This is a genomic window from Streptomyces sp. GB4-14 (genome assembly GCF_022696125.1).
Taxonomy (GTDB): Bacteria; Actinomycetota; Actinomycetes; order Streptomycetales; family Streptomycetaceae; genus Streptomyces; species Streptomyces werraensis.
The window spans coordinates 124,250-144,621 of sequence record NZ_RZHO01000001.1 but is presented as its reverse complement, the minus strand read 5'-3'; the positions used below and the strand labels follow the sequence as shown (position 1 = coordinate 144,621).

11 protein-coding genes are annotated in these 20,372 nt (G+C 73.9%); 7 read left to right on the top strand and 4 right to left on the bottom strand.

The features are described from left to right. The first annotated feature begins 12 nt into the window (after positions 1-12). The 3 genes from ELQ39_RS00515 to ELQ39_RS00505 are packed head-to-tail and all read left to right on the top strand — an operon-like array spanning position 13 to position 12,479. Positions 13-7,776 (top strand): non-ribosomal peptide synthetase, encoded by a 7,764-nt coding sequence (locus ELQ39_RS00515; RefSeq protein ID WP_242590515.1) that lies wholly within the window; start codon positions 13-15, stop codon positions 7,774-7,776. 4 nt (positions 7,777-7,780) lie between these two features. Then, complete coding sequence (locus tag ELQ39_RS00510) at positions 7,781-11,662, top strand: non-ribosomal peptide synthetase (protein ID WP_242590503.1); 3,882 nt, start codon at positions 7,781-7,783, stop codon at positions 11,660-11,662. Between the two features lie 55 nt (positions 11,663-11,717). After that, complete coding sequence (locus ELQ39_RS00505) at positions 11,718-12,479, top strand: thioesterase II family protein (RefSeq protein WP_225640938.1); 762 nt, start codon at positions 11,718-11,720, stop codon at positions 12,477-12,479. A gap of 96 nt (positions 12,480-12,575) precedes the next feature. Here ELQ39_RS00505 and ELQ39_RS00500 read toward each other — a convergent pair whose 3' ends face one another. After that, positions 12,576-13,091 carry a hypothetical protein gene (locus ELQ39_RS00500; protein ID WP_225626561.1) on the bottom strand — a complete coding sequence of 172 codons (516 nt, stop codon included), beginning with the start codon at positions 13,089-13,091 and terminating at the stop codon, positions 12,576-12,578. Between the two features lie 304 nt (positions 13,092-13,395). Here ELQ39_RS00500 and ELQ39_RS00495 point away from each other — a divergent pair, with 304 nt between their 5' ends. Further along, the gene (locus ELQ39_RS00495) at positions 13,396-14,622 is read left to right on the top strand and encodes a cytochrome P450 (protein ID WP_190005717.1); all 1,227 of its coding nucleotides are present in this window, start codon (positions 13,396-13,398) and stop codon (positions 14,620-14,622) included. Positions 14,623-14,640: 18 nt separating this feature from the next. Here ELQ39_RS00495 and ELQ39_RS00490 read toward each other — a convergent pair whose 3' ends face one another. The 3 genes from ELQ39_RS00490 to ELQ39_RS00480 form a co-directional block, all read right to left on the bottom strand. Then, positions 14,641-15,483 (bottom strand): DUF4097 family beta strand repeat-containing protein, encoded by an 843-nt coding sequence (locus ELQ39_RS00490; RefSeq protein ID WP_190005716.1) that lies wholly within the window; start codon positions 15,481-15,483, stop codon positions 14,641-14,643. Between the two features lie 50 nt (positions 15,484-15,533). Further along, positions 15,534-16,055 (bottom strand): toxin-antitoxin system HicB family antitoxin, encoded by a 522-nt coding sequence (locus ELQ39_RS00485; protein ID WP_225640936.1) that lies wholly within the window; start codon positions 16,053-16,055, stop codon positions 15,534-15,536. 141 nt (positions 16,056-16,196) lie between these two features. Further along, positions 16,197-17,699 carry an FAD-dependent monooxygenase gene (locus ELQ39_RS00480; protein ID WP_277994598.1) on the bottom strand — a complete coding sequence of 501 codons (1,503 nt, stop codon included), beginning with the start codon at positions 17,697-17,699 and terminating at the stop codon, positions 16,197-16,199. Positions 17,700-18,088: 389 nt separating this feature from the next. Between ELQ39_RS00480 and ELQ39_RS00475 the strand changes: the two genes are divergently transcribed. Genes ELQ39_RS00475 through ELQ39_RS00465 form a run of 3 tightly spaced genes read left to right on the top strand, consistent with a single transcriptional unit; the run spans position 18,089 to position 20,339 of the window. Continuing rightward, a complete protein-coding gene (locus tag ELQ39_RS00475) occupies positions 18,089-18,358 on the top strand; it encodes a phosphopantetheine-binding protein (protein WP_242590499.1) in 270 nt (89 codons plus the stop codon). Further along, on the top strand, positions 18,355-19,605 hold the full coding sequence (locus ELQ39_RS00470; RefSeq protein ID WP_242590497.1) for a cytochrome P450: 1,251 nt from the start codon (positions 18,355-18,357) through the stop codon (positions 19,603-19,605). Before ELQ39_RS00475 ends, ELQ39_RS00470 begins: the two co-directional genes overlap by 4 nt. Continuing rightward, complete coding sequence (locus tag ELQ39_RS00465; RefSeq protein WP_190005712.1) at positions 19,602-20,339, top strand: alpha/beta fold hydrolase; 738 nt, start codon at positions 19,602-19,604, stop codon at positions 20,337-20,339. Before ELQ39_RS00470 ends, ELQ39_RS00465 begins: the two co-directional genes overlap by 4 nt. Positions 20,340-20,372: the final 33 nt, after the last annotated feature.

Below are 20,372 nucleotides of genomic sequence, written 5' to 3'. Positions count from 1 at the left end.
AGTGTGCGCCCGATGATTCCGCTGTCGTTCGCCCAACGCCGGCTGTGGTTCCTCCACCGTCTGGAAGGCCCCTCCGCGACCTACAACATCCCCTTCGTACTGCGTCTGGAAGGGCCGCTGGACACCGCGGCTCTGGCGGCGGCCGTCACGGATGTCGTGACCCGGCACGAGACGCTGCGCACCCTCGTCGCCGAGGACGCGGACGGCACGCCCGAGCAGCGGATCCTGCCCCCGCGGGAGGCGGCCGTCCCGTTCCTGGTGGTCGACGTGGCCGCGGACGCGCTGGACGCCGCGCTGGGCGAGGAACTCGGCCGGGGCTTCGACCTGGAGACGGAGCTGCCGCTGCGCACCACCGTCTTCCGGCTCGCCCCGCGGGAGCACGTCGTCGCGTTCGTGTTCCACCACATCGCGGTCGACGGCGCCTCCATGGCGCCGTTCCTCCAAGGGCTGGTGTCGGCGTACACGGCCCGCCACCGGGGCGCCGCGCCGCAGTGGGAGCCGCTGCCGGTGCAGTACAAGGACTACACGCTGTGGCAGCGCGAGGTGCTGGGCGACGAGGCGGACCCGGAGTCGGTCGCCGCCGGGCAGATCGACCACTGGCGCAGGGAACTCGAAGGAGTGCCGCAGCCGGTCCAGCTCCCCCTGGACCGGCCCCGCCCGACGATGTCCGACCACCGCGGCGGCCATGTCGCCTTCGAACTGGAACCCGAGCTGCTCACCGGGCTCGGCAAGCTCGCCGCGGAGCACGGCGCCACGCCGCCGATGGCCGCGCAGGCCGCGCTCGCGGTCCTCCTGCACAAGCTGGGCGGCGGCACCGACCTGACGATCGGCAGCCCCATCGAGGGACGCGCCGACGAGCAGCTCGACGAACTGATCGGATTCTTCGTCAACACGTGGGTGCTGCGCGCCGACCTGTCGGGCGACCCGTCCTTCGTCGCCCTGCTGGAACAGGTGCGGGACAAGGCCCTGGCCGCCTACGACAACCAGGACATGCCGTTCGAGAGGCTGGTGGAGCTGCTGGGCCCGCAGCGTGCCACCTCCTACCAGCCGCTGTTCCAGGTGATGCTGGCCTGGCAGTTCGTGTGGCCGCCCATCGAGATGCCGGGGCTGCGGGCGACACCCGTCGCGGCGGACACCGGGACCGCCAAGTTCGACCTCTTCCTCAACGTCGTCCCGCGCGCGGACGGCGGCGCCTACGGGCGCCTGGAGTACGCGACGGAGCTGTTCGACCACGCCACCGCCGAGGCGATCGTCGACCGCTTCGCGCGCGTCCTGCGGCAGGTGGTCGCCGACCCCGGGGCGCCGCTGGCCGCCGTGGACGTGCGCACCGACGCCGAACGGGACCTGCTGGCACGGGTGAACGACACGGCGGCCCCGGTGCCGGGAGCGACGGTGCCGGAACTGGTCGCCGAGCGGGCCGCCCGCACACCCGACGCCACGGCCGTGGTGTGCGCGGACACCGAACTGACGTACCGGGAACTCGACGCCCGCGCCGGCCGGCTCGCCGCACTCCTGCGGGAGCACGGCGTCGGACCGGACGTCCTGGTCGCCGTGGCCCTGCCCCGCCGCGCCGACCTGGTGGTCGGGATGCTCGCCGTGCTCAAGGCCGGCGGCGCCTACCTGCCGGTCGACCCTGCCTACCCGTCCGCGCGGATCGGCCTGCTCCTGGACACCGCCCGTCCGGCGCTGGTGCTGACCGGCGGCGAGGCGGCGGCGGTCGTGACCGGCTCCCCGGCGCCCGTCCTGAACCTGGACGACCTGCGCCTCGACGACCCAGCCACCGGCGCCGGCCGCGAGGGCCGCCGTGACGTCCGTGTCTCGGCGGACGACCTGGCCTACGTGATGTTCACCTCGGGCTCGACCGGCACCCCCAAGGGCGTCGCCGTCACGCACGGCGCCGTCGTCAACGGCGTGTGGGACCTGCGCCGCACCGTGGGCGTCGGCCCGGGGTCGCGGATGCTCGCCGCGACGTCCGTGAACTTCGACGTCTCCGTCTTCGAGATCTTCACGGCCCTCACCGCCGGAGCCACCGTGGAGATCGTCCGCGACGTCCTCGAACTCGCCGAGCGCGGCGCGTGGTCGGGCACCACGATCAGCGCCGTGCCCACGGTGTTCTCCGCACTGCTCGACCAGCTCGCCGCCGCGGGCCTGGGCGCGGGCGGTCTCGACGTCGAGACCGTCGTCTTCGCCGGCGAGGCCCTCACCGCCGACCTGGTGCGCACGGTGCGCGACGCCCTGCCCGGCGTCCGCGTCGTCAACGCCTACGGGCAGACCGAGAGCTTCTACGCCACCACGCACACCCTCCCCGGGCAGCCGGACGGGACCGGCGCGGTCCCCGTCGGCCGCCCCCTCGCCAACATGCGCGCCCACGTCCTCGGGCCGGACCTCGCCCCGGTGCCGCCCGGCGTCACCGGCGAGCTGTACGTCGCCGGCCGGCTCGCCCGCGGCTACCACCTCGACGGCCCGGCCACCGCCCAGCGGTTCGTGCCCTGCCCGTTCGGCGAGCCCGGCGCGCGGATGTACCGCACCGGCGACCTGGCGCGGTGGGACGGCGACGGCCGGCTCACCTACGCGGGACGCGCCGACACCCAGGTGAAGGTCAACGGCATCCGCGTCGAGCCCACCGAAATCGAGGCGGTCCTCGTCCGGCACCCCGCGGTCGGCCAGGCCGTCGTCACGGTCCGCGAGGACCCCGCCGGCACCGCGCGCCTCGTCGGTCACGTGGTACCCGCCCCTGCCGAGGACGGCGCGGACGCGGGCCCCGTCCCGGTCGCGGAGCTGCGGCGGTTCGCCGCCGAGCGGCTGCCGGACTACATGGTGCCCGCCCTCGTCGTGGCGCTGGACCGGCTGCCGCTGACCGCGAGCGGCAAGCTGGACCGGGCCGCGCTGCCCGAGCCGGAGTTCACCGGTGCCGAGTACCGTGCGCCGCGCACCGAGACCGAGCGGATCCTCGCCGACGTGTACGCGGACGTGCTCGGCGCCGAACGGGTCGGCATCGACGACGACTTCTTCACCAGCGGCGGCGACAGCATCCGCTCCATCCAGGTCGTCGCGCGGGCCAAGACGCGCGGCGTCGTCGTCGGCACCCGGGAGGTCTTCGAGCACCGCACGGTCGTCCGGCTCGCGGAACTCGTCGAGGGCCGCCGCCGCGAGGAGCCGGTACGCCTGGCGGAGCTTCCCGGCGGCGGCACCGGCTGGGCGCCCCTGCCGCCGACCGCGGCCCATGTCCTCGGACTCGGCGGCTCCATCGGCCGGTTCTGCATGTCCGCGCTGCTGACGCTGCCCGAGGACATCGGCCACGGGCAACTGGTCGCCACGCTCCAGGCCGTACTGGACCGCCACGACGCCCTGAGGTCCCGGCTGGACCGCACCGGACCCGGCCTGCGCATCGCCCCGGCCGGCACCGTGGACGCCGGCCTGTCGCTGCGCGAGGTCCCCCGCGACGGCTCCGACCCGCAGGCCGAACTGGACGCGGCGGCGGGCCGGCTGGACCCCGACGCGGGCGTCATGGCGCAGTTCGTGCGGTTCACCTCCGCCACGGAGGCGGACCGGCTGCTGATCGTGCTGCACCACCTGGTCGTCGACGGGGTGTCGTGGCGGATCCTGCTGCCGGACCTGGTGTCCGCCTGGCAGCGGGTCCGCGACGGGCTCCCGCCGGAGCGTGCCGGGGCGGGCACCTCGCTGCGCCGCTGGACGCACGCTCTGGCCGACGAGGCGGCCGCCCCCGAGCGGGTGGCGGAACTGCCCCGGTGGCAGAAGATCCTGCGCGGCGAGGACGCCCCGCTCGGCGCGCGCGCCCTGGATCCCGTCCGCGATGTCGCCGCCACCGTGGACACCGTGCGCGTCCAGGTGCCGGCGGACGTCACCCGGACGCTGCTCGACACGGTGCCCTCGGTGTTCCGGGGCGGCGCCGACGACGGGCTGCTGGCCGCCCTGGCGCTGGCGCTGGTGCGCTGGCGCCGTACCCGCGGCGTGCCCGGCTCGGCCGCGCTGGTCAGGCTGGAGGGACACGGCCGGGAGGAGCACCTGGTGCCCGGCGCCGACCTGTCCGGGACGATCGGCTGGTTCACCGCCATGTTCCCGGTCCGCCTTGACCTGGCAGGCGTCGACGTGGCGGACGCCTTCGCCGGCGGCCCGGCGGCCGGCCGGGCCGTCAAAGCCGTCAAGGAGCAGCTGCGGGCGGTCCCCGGCAACGGCGTCGGCTACGGCCTGCTGCGCCACCTCAACCCCGCCACCGCCGCCGACCTCGCCGGACTGCGCCCGCCCGAGATCGGGTTCAACTACCTCGGCAAGTCCTCCGCGGCCGACATCCCCGAGGAACTGCGTGGCCTGGGCTGGACTCCCGACACCACGCACCGCGACCTGATCGCCGCCCCGGACGCCGACATGCCGGTGCTGTCGGCGCTGGAGATCAACGCGGTCGCCACCGCCACCCCCGCCGGCGACGAACTGACCGTCTGGTTCGGCTTCCCGACCGGGGTGCTCTCCCGCGACGAGGTCACCGAGCTGGCCGCGCTGTGGGTCGAGGCGCTGACCGCCCTGGCCCGGCACGCCGCGGTCCCCGACGCCGGCGGACTGACCCCGAGCGACGCGCCGCTGGTCGACGTGGCGCAGGAGGAGATCGACACCTGGGAGGCCCGGTTCGGCCCGCTGGCCGAGGTGTGGCCGGTGACCCCGGCGCAGTCCGGGATGCTGTTCCACACCATGCTCGCCGGGGCGTCCTCGTTCGACGCCTACCACATGCAGATGGTGTTCCACCTGTCCGGCGACATCGACCCGTGGCGGATGCGCCGCGCCGGGCAGGCACTGCTGGACCGGCACGCCAGTCTCCGCGCCGCCTTCGTCGAGCAGGCGGACGGCGACGTGGTGCAGGTGGTCCCGCGCGAGGTGACGCTGCCCTGGCGGCACCTCGACCTGACCGGGGCCGGCGCGGAGGCGACCGGGGCGTTCGACCGGTTCCTCGCCGAGGACCGGGCCGCCCACTTCGACCGGGCCGCCCCGCCGCTGTTCCGGCTGGCCCTCGCCGTCCTCGGCCCCGACCGCACCGAACTGGTGATGACCGCCCACCACGTCCTGTTCGACGGCTGGTCCACGCCCCTGCTGATGAGGGACCTGCTGCTGCTCTACGCCTTCGACGGCGACCGGGCCGCCCTGCCGCCCGCCCGCGGCTACGGCGACTTCCTGGCCTGGCGCGCGCGGCAGGACCGGGAGGAGTCGGCCCGGGCCTGGGCGGCCGAACTGGAAGGGCTGGAGGAGCCCACCCTGCTCGTCCCCGGCGCCGAGGCCGCGGGCGACGACGGCCTCGGCACGGTCGAGGTCCCGCTGCCGCCCGCGACGGCCCGCGACCTCGGCCGCCACGCCGCCCGTCTGGGCGTCACCGTCAACACCCTGGTGCAGGGCGCGTGGGCGCTGCTGCTCGGCCACCTCACCGGCCGCCAGGACGTGGTGTTCGGCGCGACCGTCTCCGGGCGCCCGCCCGCGGTGACCGACGTGGAGTCGATGGTCGGACTGTTCATCAACACCCTCCCCGTCCGCGTCCGCCACGCGCCCGGGGACACCCTCGCCGAGGTCCTCACCCGGCTCCAGGACCGCCAGGCCGGCCTGCTGGACCACCACCACCTCGGGCTCACGGAGATCCAGCGGGCCACCGGACTCCAGTCCCTCTTCGACACCCTGGTCGTCTTCGAGTCGTACCCGGTGGACCAGGAGGGCCTGGGCGCCGCCCTGGACGCCACCGCCGGGATCGCCCTCACCGGCATGACCGCGGACACCGGCACCAACTACCCGCTGACCCTGATGGCGCTGGTCGAACCCCAGGTGCGGCTCACCCTCCAGTACGCCAGGGGCGTCCTGGACCGCGAGACGGTCGAGACGTACGCGGCGCGTCTGGTCAGGGTCGTCGAGCAGCTCACCACCGCGCCCGACCTGCCGGCCGCCCGCCTGGACACCCTGGGCCCGGACGAACGCCGCCGACTGCTCACCGGTTTCAACGACACGGCCGCCCCCACCCCGGACACCACCGTCGGCGGGCTCGTCGAGGAACAGACGGCCCGCACCCCGGACGCGACCGCCGTCGTCGCCGACGACGTGACGCTCACCTACCGCGAGCTGGAGACCAGGGCCGGCCGCCTGGCCGCGGAACTGGTCCGCCGGGGCGTGAGCCCCGAGTCGCTGGTCGCCGTGTCGCTGCCGCGGTCGGCGGAGCTGGTGGTCGCCCTGCTGGCGGTGCTGAAGGCGGGCGGCGCCTACCTGCCCGTCGACCCCCGCTACCCCGGCCACCGCCTGCGGGCCATCCTGGAGGACGCGCGGCCGTGCCTGGTCCTGACGGACTCCGCCACCGCCGGGACCCTGCCGGAGCACGACGCCCCGCACGTCCGCGTCGACACACTCGACCTCGACCGCGACCCCGGCGAGGGCCCCGCGGATCCGGCGGTACGGGTGCACGCGCGGCAACTGGCGTACGTGATGTACACCTCCGGTTCCACCGGCACCCCCAAGGGCGTCGCCATCACCCACGCCAACGTGGTCAACGGCGTGCTGCGCCTCGCCTCCCGCGTGGGACTCGGACCGGGCAAGCGGATGCTGGCCGGCGCCTCCGTCAACTTCGACGTCTCGGCGTTCGAGATCTTCACCACGCTCGCCACCGGCGGCATCGTCGAACTGGTCCGCGACGTCCTGGTGCTGGGGGAGCGGGCGAGCTGGAGCGGCGCCGTCGTCTCCACCGTGCCGTCCGCCTTCGCCGAACTCGTCGACCGGATCGCGGACCGCACCTCGGTGGAGACCGTCGTCTTCGCCGGCGAGGCCCTGCCCGTCCCGCTCGTCGAGAAGGTCCGCGACGCCTTCCCCGGCGTCCGCGTCGTCAACGCCTACGGGCAGAGCGAGTCGTTCTACGCCACCACCGGCACCGTCACCGGCGACACCCGGGACGCGACGGGCAACGCGCCCGTCGGCACGCCGCTCGGCAACATGCGCGCCTACGTCCTCGGCCCCGGCCTCGCCCCCGTGCCGCAGGGCACCGTCGGCGAGCTGTACGTCGGCGGCAGCGTGGGCCGCGGCTACCACGGCCGCGCCGCGCTGACCGTCGAACGGTTCGTCGCCGACCCCTACGGCCCGCCCGGCGCGCGCATGTACCGCACCGGCGACCTGGCCCGCTGGAACGCCGACGGTCAGGTGGAGTACGTGGGCCGCGCGGACACGCAGGTCAAGGTGCGCGGCTTCCGCGTCGAACCCGGCGAGGTCGAGGCCGCGTTCACCGCGCACCCGGACGTCACCGGGGCCGCCGTCGTCGCCCGGGGCGCCGGCGCCGCCAAGCGGCTCGTCGCGTACGCCGTGTCGTCGGGCGCGACCACCGTGCAGGAACTGCGCCGGTTCGTCGCCGAGCGGCTGCCCGAGTTCATGGTGCCGTCCGCCGTGGTGCTCCTCGGCCATCTGCCGCTGATGCCCAACGGCAAGCTGGACCGGGCCGCGCTGCCCGAGCCGGAGTTCACCGGCGCCCCCTACCGCGAGCCCGGCACCCCGCGCGAGAAGGCCCTGGCGGAGCTGTTCGCCGAGGTGCTCGACGTGGACCGGGTCGGTCTCGACGACGGCTTCTTCACGCTCGGCGGGCACTCCCTGCTCGCCACCCGGCTGATCAGCCGCGCCCGCGCCGAACTGGGCATCGAGATCCCCATCCGCCAGGTCTTCGACCAGCCGACGGTCGCCGCGCTCGCCGCGTGGTCCGAGGCCTCGGCCGCCCCCCGCCGCCCCAGCATGCGCCAGATGTTCACCAAGGAGTGAAGCAATGATTCCGCTGTCATTCGCACAACGCCGCATGTGGCTGCTGCACAAACTGGAGCGGGGCGCGGCGACCTACAACATATCGGCGGCCTTCCGGCTGACCGGCACCCTGGACCAGGACGCCCTGGTCGCGGCGATCCACGACGTGGTCGAGCGGCACGAGATCCTGCGCACCACCTACGGGACCGACGACGCCGGCGAGCCGTACGCGCGGATCCTGCCGATGGCCGAGGCGGCGCTGCGGGTGCCGGTGGCCGAGGTGACGCCCGAGGGGCTGTCCGCCGAGGTGGAGCGGGCCGTCGCGCACCGCTTCGACCTGACGGCCGATCTGCCCTTCCGCGCCGCCCTGCTGCGCTGCTCGCCTCAGGAGCACGTCCTCGTCCTGGTCATCCACCACATCGCCTCGGACGGCAGCTCCAGCGCGCCGCTGATGCGGGACCTGGTCGAGGCGTACACCGCGCGCCGGGACGGCCGGGCGCCGGCGTGGGAGCCGCTGCCGCTCCAGTACAAGGACTACGCGCTGTGGCAGCGTGAGGTGCTCGGCGACGTGGCCGACCCGAACAGCCTCGCCGCGACGCAGATCGAGCACTGGCGCAAGGAACTCGCGGACGTGCCGCAGCCGTTGAACCTGCCGCTGGACCGGCCGCGGCCCGCCGAGGCCGGCACCCGCGGCGACACCGTCGGCATCGAGGCGGGCCCCGAGGTGGCGGCCGGGCTGCAGAAGCTCGCCGACGCGCGCGGGATGAGCCTGTCGATGGTCGTGCAGTCCGCGCTGGCGGTGCTGCTGGGCACACTCGGCGGCGGCGAGGACGTGACGATCGGCTCCCCGATCGCCGGGCGCACCGACGAGGCGCTGGCCGACATGATCGGATGCTTCGTCAACACCCAGGTGCTGCGCACCGACCTCTCCGGCAACCCGTCCTTCACGGAAGTGCTGGCGCAGGTGCGCGACAAGGCGCTGAGCGCCTACGAGCACCAGGACGTGCCGTTCGACGTGGTGGTCGAGGCGATCAACCCCGAGCGTTCCGCGGCGTACCAGCCGCTGTTCCAGGTGATCTTCTCCTGGCAGAGCTACGAGAAGCCGGACCTCACCCTGCCCGGCCTCCAGATGCGGTTCGAGCAGGCCGTCCCGTCGACCGCCATGGTCGACCTGACCTTCTTCCTGGCCGTGGACGGCACGGGGGCGCTGAGCGGGGACCTCCAGTACGCGACCGACCTGTTCGACCGCGGCACGGCCGAGGAGATCGCCGCCCGGCTCGTGCGGGTGCTGGAGCAGTTCGCCGCCGACCCGGAGATGCGCGTCGGGGACGTCGACGTGCTGAGCGGCCCGGAGCGCGAGCGGCTGCTGGTGGAGCTGAACCCCGCCGGCGCCCCCGTCGACGAGGTCACCCTGGTGGAGCTGTTCGAACGGCAGGCGGCCCGGCGGCCCGACGAGACCGCCGTGGTCCACGAGGACACCGCGCTCACCTACGGGGAGCTGAACGCGCGGGCCAACCGCCTCGCCCGCCATCTCGTCGACGAGGGAGTGGGCCCCGAGTCCCTGGTGGGGGTCTGCCTGGAGCGCTCGGCGGAGCTGGTCGTCGCGCTGCTGGCGGTGCTGAAGGCGGGCGGCGCCTACCTGCCGATCGACCCCGACTCCCCGGCCGACCGCATCGCCTACATCGTCGAGGACGCGGCGCCCGTCCTGCTGGTCACCACGGGCGCGGTTCTGGACCTGGCGCACGACCTCCCCGTGGTCCGCCTCGACGAGGCCGGTGACTTCGACGCGCGGTCCGCCGCCGACCTCACCGACGCCGAGCGCCGCACGGCCCTGCGTCCCGCGCACCCGGCATACGTCATCTACACCTCCGGTTCGACGGGCCGCCCCAAGGGCGTGCCCGTCCCGCACCGCAATGTGGTGGGGCTCTTCACCGCCACCCGGGACTTCGGCTTCGGCGCCCACGACGTGTGGACCCTCTTCCACTCCTACGCCTTCGACTTCTCGGTGTGGGAGCTGTGGGGCCCGCTGCTGCACGGCGGACGGCTCGTCGTGGTCCCCTTCGACGTCTCGCGTTCCCCCGCCGACTTCCTCCGGCTCCTCGCCCGCGAGCGGGTCACCGTCCTCAACCAGACGCCCTCGGCCTTCTACCAACTGGCCCAGGCCGACGCCGACGCCCCCGGCCAGGACCTGGCGCTGCGGTACGTGGTGTTCGGCGGCGAGGCCCTGGACCTGAACCGCCTCACCGACTGGTACACGCGCCACGCCGCCGAAGCGCCGGTGCTCGTGAACATGTACGGCATCACCGAGACCACCGTCCACGTCACCCGCGTCGACCTGGACGAGCACTCCGCCGCCCGCCACCGGGCCGGCGTGATCGGCCCCGCCGTCCCGGGGCTGCGCGCCTACGTCCTGGACGCGCACCTGCGCCCGGTGCCGGCCGGCGTGACCGGCGAGCTGTACGTGGCGGGCTACGGCCTGGCCCGCGGCTACCACGGCCGGCCCGGCCTGACCGCGGGACGCTTCGTGGCCTGCCCGTTCGGCGGGCGGGGCGAGCGGATGTACCGCAGCGGCGACCTGGTCCGCTGGGGCCGCGACGGCAACCTCGAGTACGTGGGCCGCGCCGACTCCCAGGTGAAGATCCGCGGTTTCCGCATCGAGCTGGGCGAGATCGAGCACACGCTGGCCGGGCACCCGGACGTGGCGCAGGCGGTGCTCCTGGTCCGCGAGAACCAGGAGGGCGACAAGCGCCTGGCGGCCTACGCGGTGCCCGAGTCCGGTGCCGCCGTCTCGGGAGAGGAGCTGACGGAGTACCTGCGCGGACGCCTGCCGGACTACATGGTGCCGTCCTCGGTGACCGTGCTGACCGAGATCCCGCTGACCTCCAACGGCAAGGTCGACAAGCGGGCCCTGCCCGCGGAGGACGCGACGACGACCGCGGCCGGCCGGGAGCCGCGCAACGCCTACGAGCGCGCGCTGTGCGAGCTGTTCGCCGAGCTGCTCGGCCTGGAGAGGGTCGGCGTCGACGACGGCTTCTTCGCGCTCGGCGGCCACTCGCTGCTCGCCACCCGGCTCAGCGTCCGCATCCGCAACCGGTTCGACATCGACATCCCCATCAGGACGATCATCCGGTACCCCACGGTGGCCGAACTGGCCGCGCTGATGCTCGCCGGCGGCACCCCCGACGACGACGCCGACTCCTTCGCGGTCGTCCTGCCCCTGAACGAGGACCCCGGCACGGGCAAGAAGCCGGTGTGGTTCGTCCACGGCGGTGGCGGTCTGGGCTGGGCGTACTACAGCTTCGTGCTGCACCTGCAGGACCGGGCCGCCTACGCGCTCCAGTCCCGCGGCTCCGACGGCGTGGAGCCGCTGGCCACGTCCGTGGAGGAGATGATCGAGGACTACGTCGCCCAGATCCTGAAGACCCAGCCGCAGGGTCCGTTCAACCTCATCGGCTGGTCCTACGGCGGCTCCGTGGTCCAGGCCGTCGCGGACGCCCTGCAACGGCGCGGCCACGAGATCGCCCTGGTGGCCGTCCTGGACGCCCAGCCGGGCGGGCACGGCTTCGAGGAGGTGCACGCCGGCAAGGACTCGTCGGACTTCCGGGCGGAGCTGGAGGACGACTTCGGCCAGTACATCCGCACCGGCAACCGGCAGGAGTTCCTGGACACCATGTCGAAGGTACTGGCCAACAACACGGCCCTGATGATGGATTTCGAGTCGCCGGTCTACCGCGGCGACCTGGTGTACTTCAACGCCACGCTGGAGGACACCTCCTACGCGCACCTGTGGCGGCCCTACGTCCAGGGGTCCCTGGAGGTGCACGACGTGGCGGTCACGCACCACGAGATGCACATGCCGGGACCCGTGGCGGAGATGTTCGAGGTCTTCCACCGGAAGCTGGCGTAGCGCATGCGCGCCCAGCGAACTTTCAGCGACGTCTGACGGATGACGGAGGTTGGTCGTGGTGACGGATCCTGGCGTGCCCGCGGGGCACGGGGAGGAGACCACGCTGCTGTGCGTGCCGTTCGCGGGGGCGGGGCCCTCGTTCTTCCACCCGTGGCGGGACCTGGCCGCCGGGCGGTGGCGGGTGACCTCGGTCGAACTGCCGGGCAGGGAAAGGCGGTTCCTGGACCCGCCGTACCGCAACGTCGTCGAGGCGGCCCGCGGCGAGATCGACGACATCGTCGCGGACCTCGGTGAGGGGACGCGGACCGTGCTGTTCGGGCACAGCCTGGGCGCGGTGCTCGCCTACGAGCTGGCGCACCTGCTGAGCGCGCGGGGGGTGCCCGTCGAGCGGCTGGTCGTCAGCGGCTCGCCGGGGCCGTGGACGCAGCGCGAGCGGCGGGCGGCGGGTCTGGAGGGCGACGAGTTCCTCGCCCGCGTCGAGGAGTTCGCCGGGTTCCGGCACGAGGCGCTCGACCATCCGGAGATGCGGGAGCTGATCCTCCCGACGCTCCAGGCCGACTGCGAGATGCACGAGGCCTACGTGCCCAGCACCGACGACCCGGTGCGGGTTCCGGTCACCTCGCTGCGGGGCGACCACGACGGGCTGGTCACCGCCGAGGAGGCCCGGCAGTGGCGGGCGGCGACCACGGCCGGGTTCGACTACGTGGAGTTCCCCGGCGACCACATGTACCTGGTCGACCGCGGCCGGCAGGTGCTGGACGTGATCGAGAGGGAGTCGGCCCGCGAACGCGGGGCCGGCGCCGCCGCCCGCCCCTGAGGGCCCCGCGCGTACGGTGCGGTGCGGGATCCGGCGACGGCGCGGGCCCACGCCCCGGCCGCCGGGACACCGCGCGGGCCGCTGACCGGTGGCCGCTCACGACGCGAGCGTGACCCGGGCCGGACCGCCCGGCATTCCTTCCAGCGCCGCCCCGGCCAGGCATCCGCCGCCGGGGCGGCGCCGCGCTGTGCGAGCGTCCCGGGCGAAGACCACGAGCCGCAGCACCAGGAACCGGCCCACCCCGGCGAGCGCAGAGGCGGACAGGAAGACGGCCTGCTCCAGCACCGCGCCGGGCGCTGCCACCAGCAGGTGCAGCACAGCCATCGCCGCGCAGGTCACCGCGTACGCGACGGCGGCCGACCCGGCCGACTGCGTGTGCTGGCGGCGGGTCGCCCGTCCGCCGGTGCCGAAGGTGAAGCGGGCGTGCAGTTCGGTGGCGAGGAGCGTGGACACCACGGTGATCACGGCGTTGGCCAGCGCCCAGGGCAGCACCGCGGCGAGGCCCGCCACGGCGAAGCCGGAGGCGAGCCCCACCCCGCCGCCGCAGAGCACGAAGCGAGCGGCGACGAGGGCGACGGGTGCCTTCTGCGGCCGACACGGTGGTGTCGTCATGGTCCCGCCCTCCTTCCGACTCACTTCGCATCGTTGTGGTGCCATAGTGGCACTCCAATGACGCCAAGTCGAGGCACTTTTGCGAGCGCGGGGCCCCTGCAGAGGTCGGATGGCGATTTCCGGTCATGCTGGCGGACGGGCTCGGCGGCGCCCTGGCCTGCTGCTTCAGCGCTGGCGGGCGTCCCCGTGCTCCTCACGCGGCGCGCGACGGGGCCAGAATGGCTCGGTTTGGCGCTACCAGTGTGCCAAGGTGGAGTTCGCTGGCGTTGGCCGGTGCCCCGGTTGTGCTGCGAAAGGAAATGCGATGAGCCAGACGGTTCCCGTCCCGAACGGCCTGCCCACCGAGCGGGACGCGGGCCCCTTCGACCCGCCCCGCGCGATCACCCGGCTGCGCGCGGCCCGCCCGGTCAGCCCTCTGCACTTCCCCGACGGACACCAGGGCTGGCTGGTCACCGGCTACGAGGAGGTGCGCCGGCTCATGGCCGACACCCGGTTCAGCTCCCGCCAGGACCTCGGCGTGCTGCACGTGCCCTACGAGGTCCCCGGCATGCCCGTCCCCACCGAACCCTCCCCGCAGATCCCGGGCGTCTTCATCGCCATGGACCCGCCGGACCACACCAAGCTGCGGCGCAGGCTCACCGGCGCCTTCACCGTCAAGCGGATGAAGGAGCTGGAGGACCACATCGTCGACGTCGCCGAGCGGCAGCTCGACGCCCTGGCACGGCTCACCCCGCCGGTCGACCTGGTCGAGGAGTTCGCGCTGCCGGTGCCCTCGCTCGTCATCTGCGAACTGCTCGGCGTCCCCTACGAGGACCGGGCGACGTTCCAGACGAACACCGCCAAGTTCCTCGTCCGCGACCAGGCGTTCGACGAGAAGATGGCCGCCTACGGCGCCATGACCGGGTACCTCGCCCAACTGGTCGTCCGCAAACGCGCCGAACCCGGCGAGGACATCCTGTCCGACCTCGCCCGGCAGGAGGACCTCACCGTCGAGGAACTGACCGGCTGCGCCTTCCTGCTGCTGCTCGCCGGCCACGAGACCACCGTCAACATGCTCGCGCTCGGCACCTTCGCGCTCCTGGAGCACCCCGAGCAGATGGCCGCCCTGCGCGCCGATCCGGAGCTGATCCCCGACGCCGTCGAGGAACTCATGCGCTACCTGTCCGTCGCCGACATCTTCTACCGGTACGCCACGGAGGACCTCGAACTGGGCGGCGAGACCATCGGCAAGGGCTCGACCGTCGTCGTCTCCCTGCTGGCCGCCAACCGCGACCCCCGCCGCTTCGAGAACCCCGACACCCTCGACGTCCGCCGCAGGGCCCGCGGCCACCTGGCCTTCGGTCACGGCGTCCACCAGTGCCTCGGCCAGCAACTGGGCCGCATCGAGATGCGCGCCGGCTTCGGCGGACTGCTGCGCCGCTTCCCGACCCTGGAACTCGCCGTCCCCGCCGACGAGGTGCCGCTGCGGACCGACATGAACATCTACGGCGTCCACGCCCTGCCGGTCACCTGGACGCGGACGGCCCCCTGAGCCGCCCGCCGGGAAGCCTCAGGGCGTGGCGCGGCGCACGTGGATGGTGCCGTGCCGGGTGCGGGCCCGGATCGTGACCGTGTCCTCGGCATCCTCCGGCGCGCCGGAGGCGGTGAGGGCGTTGCGCACCTGCCCGGAGGCGGAACGGGCGTCGAGCCAGGCGGCCGTGCCCGCGCGGACGCCCACCTCGATGGCGCCGGTGGACGTCTCCAGCTGGACGGTGCCCCGGGCCACCTCGCCCAGCCGCACGGCGCCGTGCGCGGTGGTGGCGGTGACCGAGTCCTCGGCGCGGGCGATGTCGATGTCGCCGTGGGCGCCGCCCACCCGCAGTTCGCCGGTGGCCGCACCCACGGTGGTGGTGCCGTGCGAGTTCTTCAGTACGGCCGGACCGTCCAGGAGGCCGGCCCGCACACTGCCCGAGCTGGTGGTGATCTCGGTCGCCCCCGTCACGCGGTCCACGCTGACGGAGCCGTGCGAGGCGGTGACCGTCAGCGGCCCGGTCCCGTCGAGCCGGACGTCCCCGGAGGAGGTCTTCACCCGGACCTCGCCCAGCAGGCCCTCGCCGAACACCTGCGTCCAGGCGCCGGTCAGGTCGACGCGCGAGCCCGCGGGCAGGCCGACGGTCACGTCGACGGTGCCGGTGCGGCCGAACAGGCCCGGCTTGGGGGTGCGCACAGTCAGGACGCCGCCCGCGTACGCGACCTCCGTCTGGTCGGCCGCGCGCACGTCCAGGTCCTTCTTAGGGTCGCGGGGCCGCACCTCGACGACGGTGTCGGCGCGCTCGCCGGCGGTGAACTGGATGGACCCGGCCTCCACGCGCGCGGTGACCGAGATCGCCTCGGGGGTGTCGAAGGAGGGCATGGCGGTCCCGTCTGGTGAGGTGGGTGACGTGGTGCGGGAGGCGGGCGCGGTCAGCGCACCCAGCCCGTGAAGCTCTGCCCGACGGTGCGCGCCGTCTTCTCCGCGGCCGGCGGGCGGGCGCCGCCGTCCACCGCGGCCGACACGGCACGCACCAGCCACGCGTTGACCGACAGGCCCTCACGCGCGGCTGCCTCCTCGGCACGTGCCTTGAGGCGGGCGGGCAGGCGCAGGTTGACGCGGGCGGTGCCGCCCTCCTCGCCCGCGGGCGGGGCAGCGGCCGGCAGCGGTTCGGCGGACGCGGCCGGCTGCCCGGCTCCCTCGCCCTCGGCCGGCGGCAGGGTCACCACGAAGTCCGGGTCCAGCCCGCGCAGCCGTACGTCGACCGAGCCCGGGGCCAGTTCCCGGGTGATCTCGTCCATCGCGGCGGACAGCACGCTGAGCATGGTCAGCCGCGCCGACGACTCCAGGGGAGCGGTCAGCCGGTCGGCCAGCTCGCGGGCATCGTCCCCGCCGGCCTCGGCGGCCACCGCGAGGGTGCGGCGGAGGGTGTCGACGTACGGCGTGAGGTCCATGACGTCATGGTGGTACCACCATGACGCCATATGCAAGCCGGGTGAGCTGCCACCAGACGCGCCGCGCCGCCCGGGGCGGGGCGGCACGGCGCCGGGACGGTGCGGCGTGGCGCCGTCGTGGTGCGGTGGGCGGACCGCTCCTCACCCCCGCAGGGCCGGGCCGCACCAGGTGGTCAGGGCGGTGCGGAGCGCGGCGAGGCGGGGCGTCCGGCCGGCCTCGGCAGCCCAGGCGACATGGCCGTCGGGGCGGATGAGCAGCGCGGCGGGAGCGGGGATGTCGCCGATGGCCGGGACCGTCCACAGGTCGTCCGCGCTGCGCGCCTCGACCAGGTCGACCCGGTCGGCCCAGCCCTTGACGGCCGCCGCCACCTCGGCGCTGCCGCCCAGCTCGAGCAGGACGGGCCGGGCGGCGTGCAGCAACTCGTGGACGGCCGCGGGGCCGTCGGCCGTGTCGAGATCGGCGTCGGGGACCCGGCGGCCCTCCAGCGGGTGGTCGCCGTCGGCCGGGTAGCGGATGTCCAGCGCGTTCAGCATGTGGCGGAGCTGCCGGTTGACGTCGTCGATGACCATGAGCGAGCCGAACACCTCGCGCAGCGCGTCCGTCTGGGCGCCGGGGCGGACCAGCGCCGACTGGGCGCGGGTGTTGTGCAGCACGCGCTCGCCGACGGGATGGCGCTCGGCGTGGTAGCTGTCCAGCAGGCTCTCGGGCGCCTGGCCGCGCACCACCGCGGCGAGCTTCCAGCCGAGGTTCACCGCGTCCTGCACGCCCGTGTTCAGCCCCTGGCCCCCGGCCGGGAAGTGGATGTGCGCCGCGTCGCCCGCGAGCAGCACCCGGCCCGCCCGGTACCGGTCCGCCTGCCGGGCGGCGTCGGTGAACCGGGAGATCCACCGGGGCTCGCGCATGCCGAAGTCGGTGCCCGCGACCCGGATCAGCGACTCCCTGAGCTGCTCGAACGTCACCGGCTCGTCCCGGCCGGGAACGCGGTCGTACTCGGAGGTGATCACCCGGTACCAGCCGGGCTCGAACGCGATCGCCGAGTAGTCGCCGGCCGGGCGGCGGCGTACCCAGACGTACTCCTCGGGCAGGTCGGGCAGTTCGACGTCGCCGACCAGCGCGGTCATCGTCGGCTCGGTGCCGGGGAAGCCGATGCCCGCCAGCTTGCGCACGGTACTGCGCCCGCCGTCGCAGCCCACCAGGTAGCGGGCGCGCAGCGTCGCGGACGCCGCCTCCTGGGTGTGCAGCCCGACCGTCACCCCGTCCGCGTCCTGGCGGACGCCGTTCACCGGGGCCGACCAGCGGATGCGCACGCCGAGTTCGACCGCCCACTCCTCCAGCAGCCGCTCGACGGCGGACTGGAGGATCATCAGCGGGTACGGGTGCCGGGACTCGGACTCGTCGAAGTCCACGTAGAGCCCGGAGAAGTGGCCCACCGGCTGCAGTTGGCCCTCCGCCAGGAAGCGGTCCAGGACGCCGCGCTGGTCCAGCACCTCCAGGGTGCGGGAGTGGATGCCACCGGCCCGTGACTCGCCCGTCCGCCCCGCGAGCCGTTCGACCACCACCACGTCGGCGCCCGCCAGCCGCAGCTCACAGGCGAGCATCAGGCCGGTCGGCCCGGCGCCCGCGACGACCACGTCCGCGTCCATGCCGGTGTCTCCCACGTCGTCCGCCCCTCTTGTTCCCCGCTCGTTCCGGGCTCTCCCGTGTCTTTTCCGTGCTTTTCCCGCGCGCTTTTCCAGTGATTCTCCAGTGGCGTTCCAGTACGCCTCGAGCGCCCTTTGTCGCTTTCCACTCGACTTTCCGCTCGCCCCGTCCCGCCGGCGGGACGGTCACGGGGCGCGGGTGCTCCGGGGGTGTCAGCATGCAAGGCCGCCGGGTCATCCTCAACCCACCGGCCGACGCGGGCCGGTGGCCCGCCGGCCCGGTGGGAGCGGGCCCCGGTCCACGCGACACTCGACGCGGCCGTTCACCCGGCCCTCAAGGGACGCTGTCCCGCCGGCGGGACACCGGAGCAGAGCTCGGCGGAGGAAGGAAAATGGCGATGGAACAAAAGGCCGCACCTTCGAGTGCACCGATTTCCCTGGTGCAGGAAATAGCCGCGCTGTGGGGAGAATGCCTGGGCGGCCGTGAGGTCGGGGCGGAGGACGACTTCTTCGCGCTGGGCGGCAATTCACTCACCGGCATCAAGATCATCGAGCGGGTCTCCCAGGACTACGGCGTCCAGCTCTCCGTGCGCGACTTCTACCTGGCGGGGACCCCGACGCGGATCGCCGAGCTGATCGAAGAGGGGAGGGCGGGGACGTGAGGCTGACGCCGGGTCCCGCACGCGGCCCCGACCTCGACGACGTCGACCTGTTCGACCTGGACCTGTACACCGGCGGCGACCCGCACCCCGTCTGGGACGTGATGCGCCGGCAGGCGCCCCTGCACCACCAGGTCCTGCCCGACGGCCGGGAGTTCTGGTCGGTGACCCGCTACGACGACGTCTGCCGCGTGCTCGGCGACCACCGCGAGTTCACCTCCGAACGCGGCACCGTCCCCACCCACCTCGGGACGGACGACGTCGCGGCCGGCGTGCTGCTGACCTCCACCGACCCGCCGCGGCACACCGAGGTCCGCCGGCCGCTCGGCGTCAAACTCACCGCGCGGGCGGTGAAGTCCTGGGAGGACTCCGTCCGGCGGACGATCGCCGCCTTCCTGGAACCGGCGCTCGACGGTGAGCCCTTCGACCTGGCCGAGCGGGCACTGCTCCTCCCGGCCATGGTCACCGGGCCTCTGCTGGGGATCCCCGAGAAGGACTGGGCCGAACTCGTCCAGCTCACCGCGATGGTGACGGCCCCCTCGGACCCGCACTTCCTGGAGGGCAGCGAGGCGGCCACCCTGGCCATCGCCCACCACGAACTGGTCTCCTACGTCAGGGACTGGGTCCGCGCCCGACGCAGGACCGGCTTCGAGGACGACAGCCTCCTGCACCACCTCATGAACGTCCGCCCGGGCGGCGCCGCGCTGTCCGACGAGGAGATCGCCCTCGACGGCTACAGCATCCTGCTCGGCGCCAACGTCACCACCCCGCACACCGTCTCCGGCACGGTGCACGCGCTCATCGAGCGGCCCGAGCAGTTCGACAAGGCCCAGGCCGACCCGACGCTGATCCCGAACCTGGTCGAGGAAGGGCTGCGCTGGACCTCGGCCGCGTGCAACTTCATGCGGTACGCGGTGGACGACGTCGAGATCGCCGGGGGCACCGTCCCCGCCCGCGGCGCGGTCGTCGCGTGGATCGGCTCGGCCAACCGGGACGCCTCCCGCTTCCCCGACCCGCACACCTTCGACCTCACACGCACCAACGCCAAACGCCACGTCGCCTTCGGATTCGGCCCGCACTTCTGCATCGGTGCGCCGCTGGCCCGCCTGACCCTGCGCGTCTTCTTCGAGGAACTGCTCCAGCGCTTCGGCTCGATCGACCTGGCCGGCGAACCGCAGCACCTGCGGTCGTACTTCATCGCCGGGATGACCCACCTGCCCATCAGCGCCCAGAAACGGCGGACGCCATGACCTCGCTGTCCAGCACCGTCGCGTCGCCGTGGTTCGTCCGGCCGCCGGCCGCCGGCCACGCCGCCCGGATCTTCGGCTTCCCCTTCGCCGGGTCCGGGGCCTCGGCCTTCAGCGCCTGGCCGGCCGCGCTCGGCGACGCCGAGTTCTGCCCGGTGCAGTTCCCCGGCCGTGAGAACCGGCTGGCCCACCCCCACTACGGCACCTACGAGAACCTCGCCGACGGCGTCGCCGAGGCCCTGCGGCCCCTGCTGGACGTGCCGTACGCGTTCTTCGGCCACTGCGCGGGCGCGCTGCCCGCCTACGAGACCGTGCTCCGGCTGGCCGCACTCGGCCTGCCCGCACCCGCGTGCCTGTTCGTGTCCGGGCAGTTGCCCCCGCACGAGACGGCGCACGACCGGATGCTCGCCCTGACCGAGCCCGAACTGCGCGCCGAGGTCGAGACGTTCCTGCGCGGCCGGGGCCTCGAACCCCGGCCCGATCTGGTCGGCCTCGGCCTGATGGTGCTGCTGCGCGACCACGCTGCCGCGGCCGCCTACCGGCGCACCGAACCGGCTCCCGTGCCCTGCCCCGTCGTCGTCCTGCACTGGCGCGACGACCCCGACCTGAGCCTTCAGCGGCTCCAGGGCTGGCGGCGGTACGCGGACTCGGTCGAGTTCCTGGCCGTCGACGGCGGCCACTACGACTTCATGGACGCGCCCGACGAGCTGCGGAACGTGCTGACCCGTTGGCGATGAACGAGGCACCGCCGCCCGCGAGAGCGGTCCGCC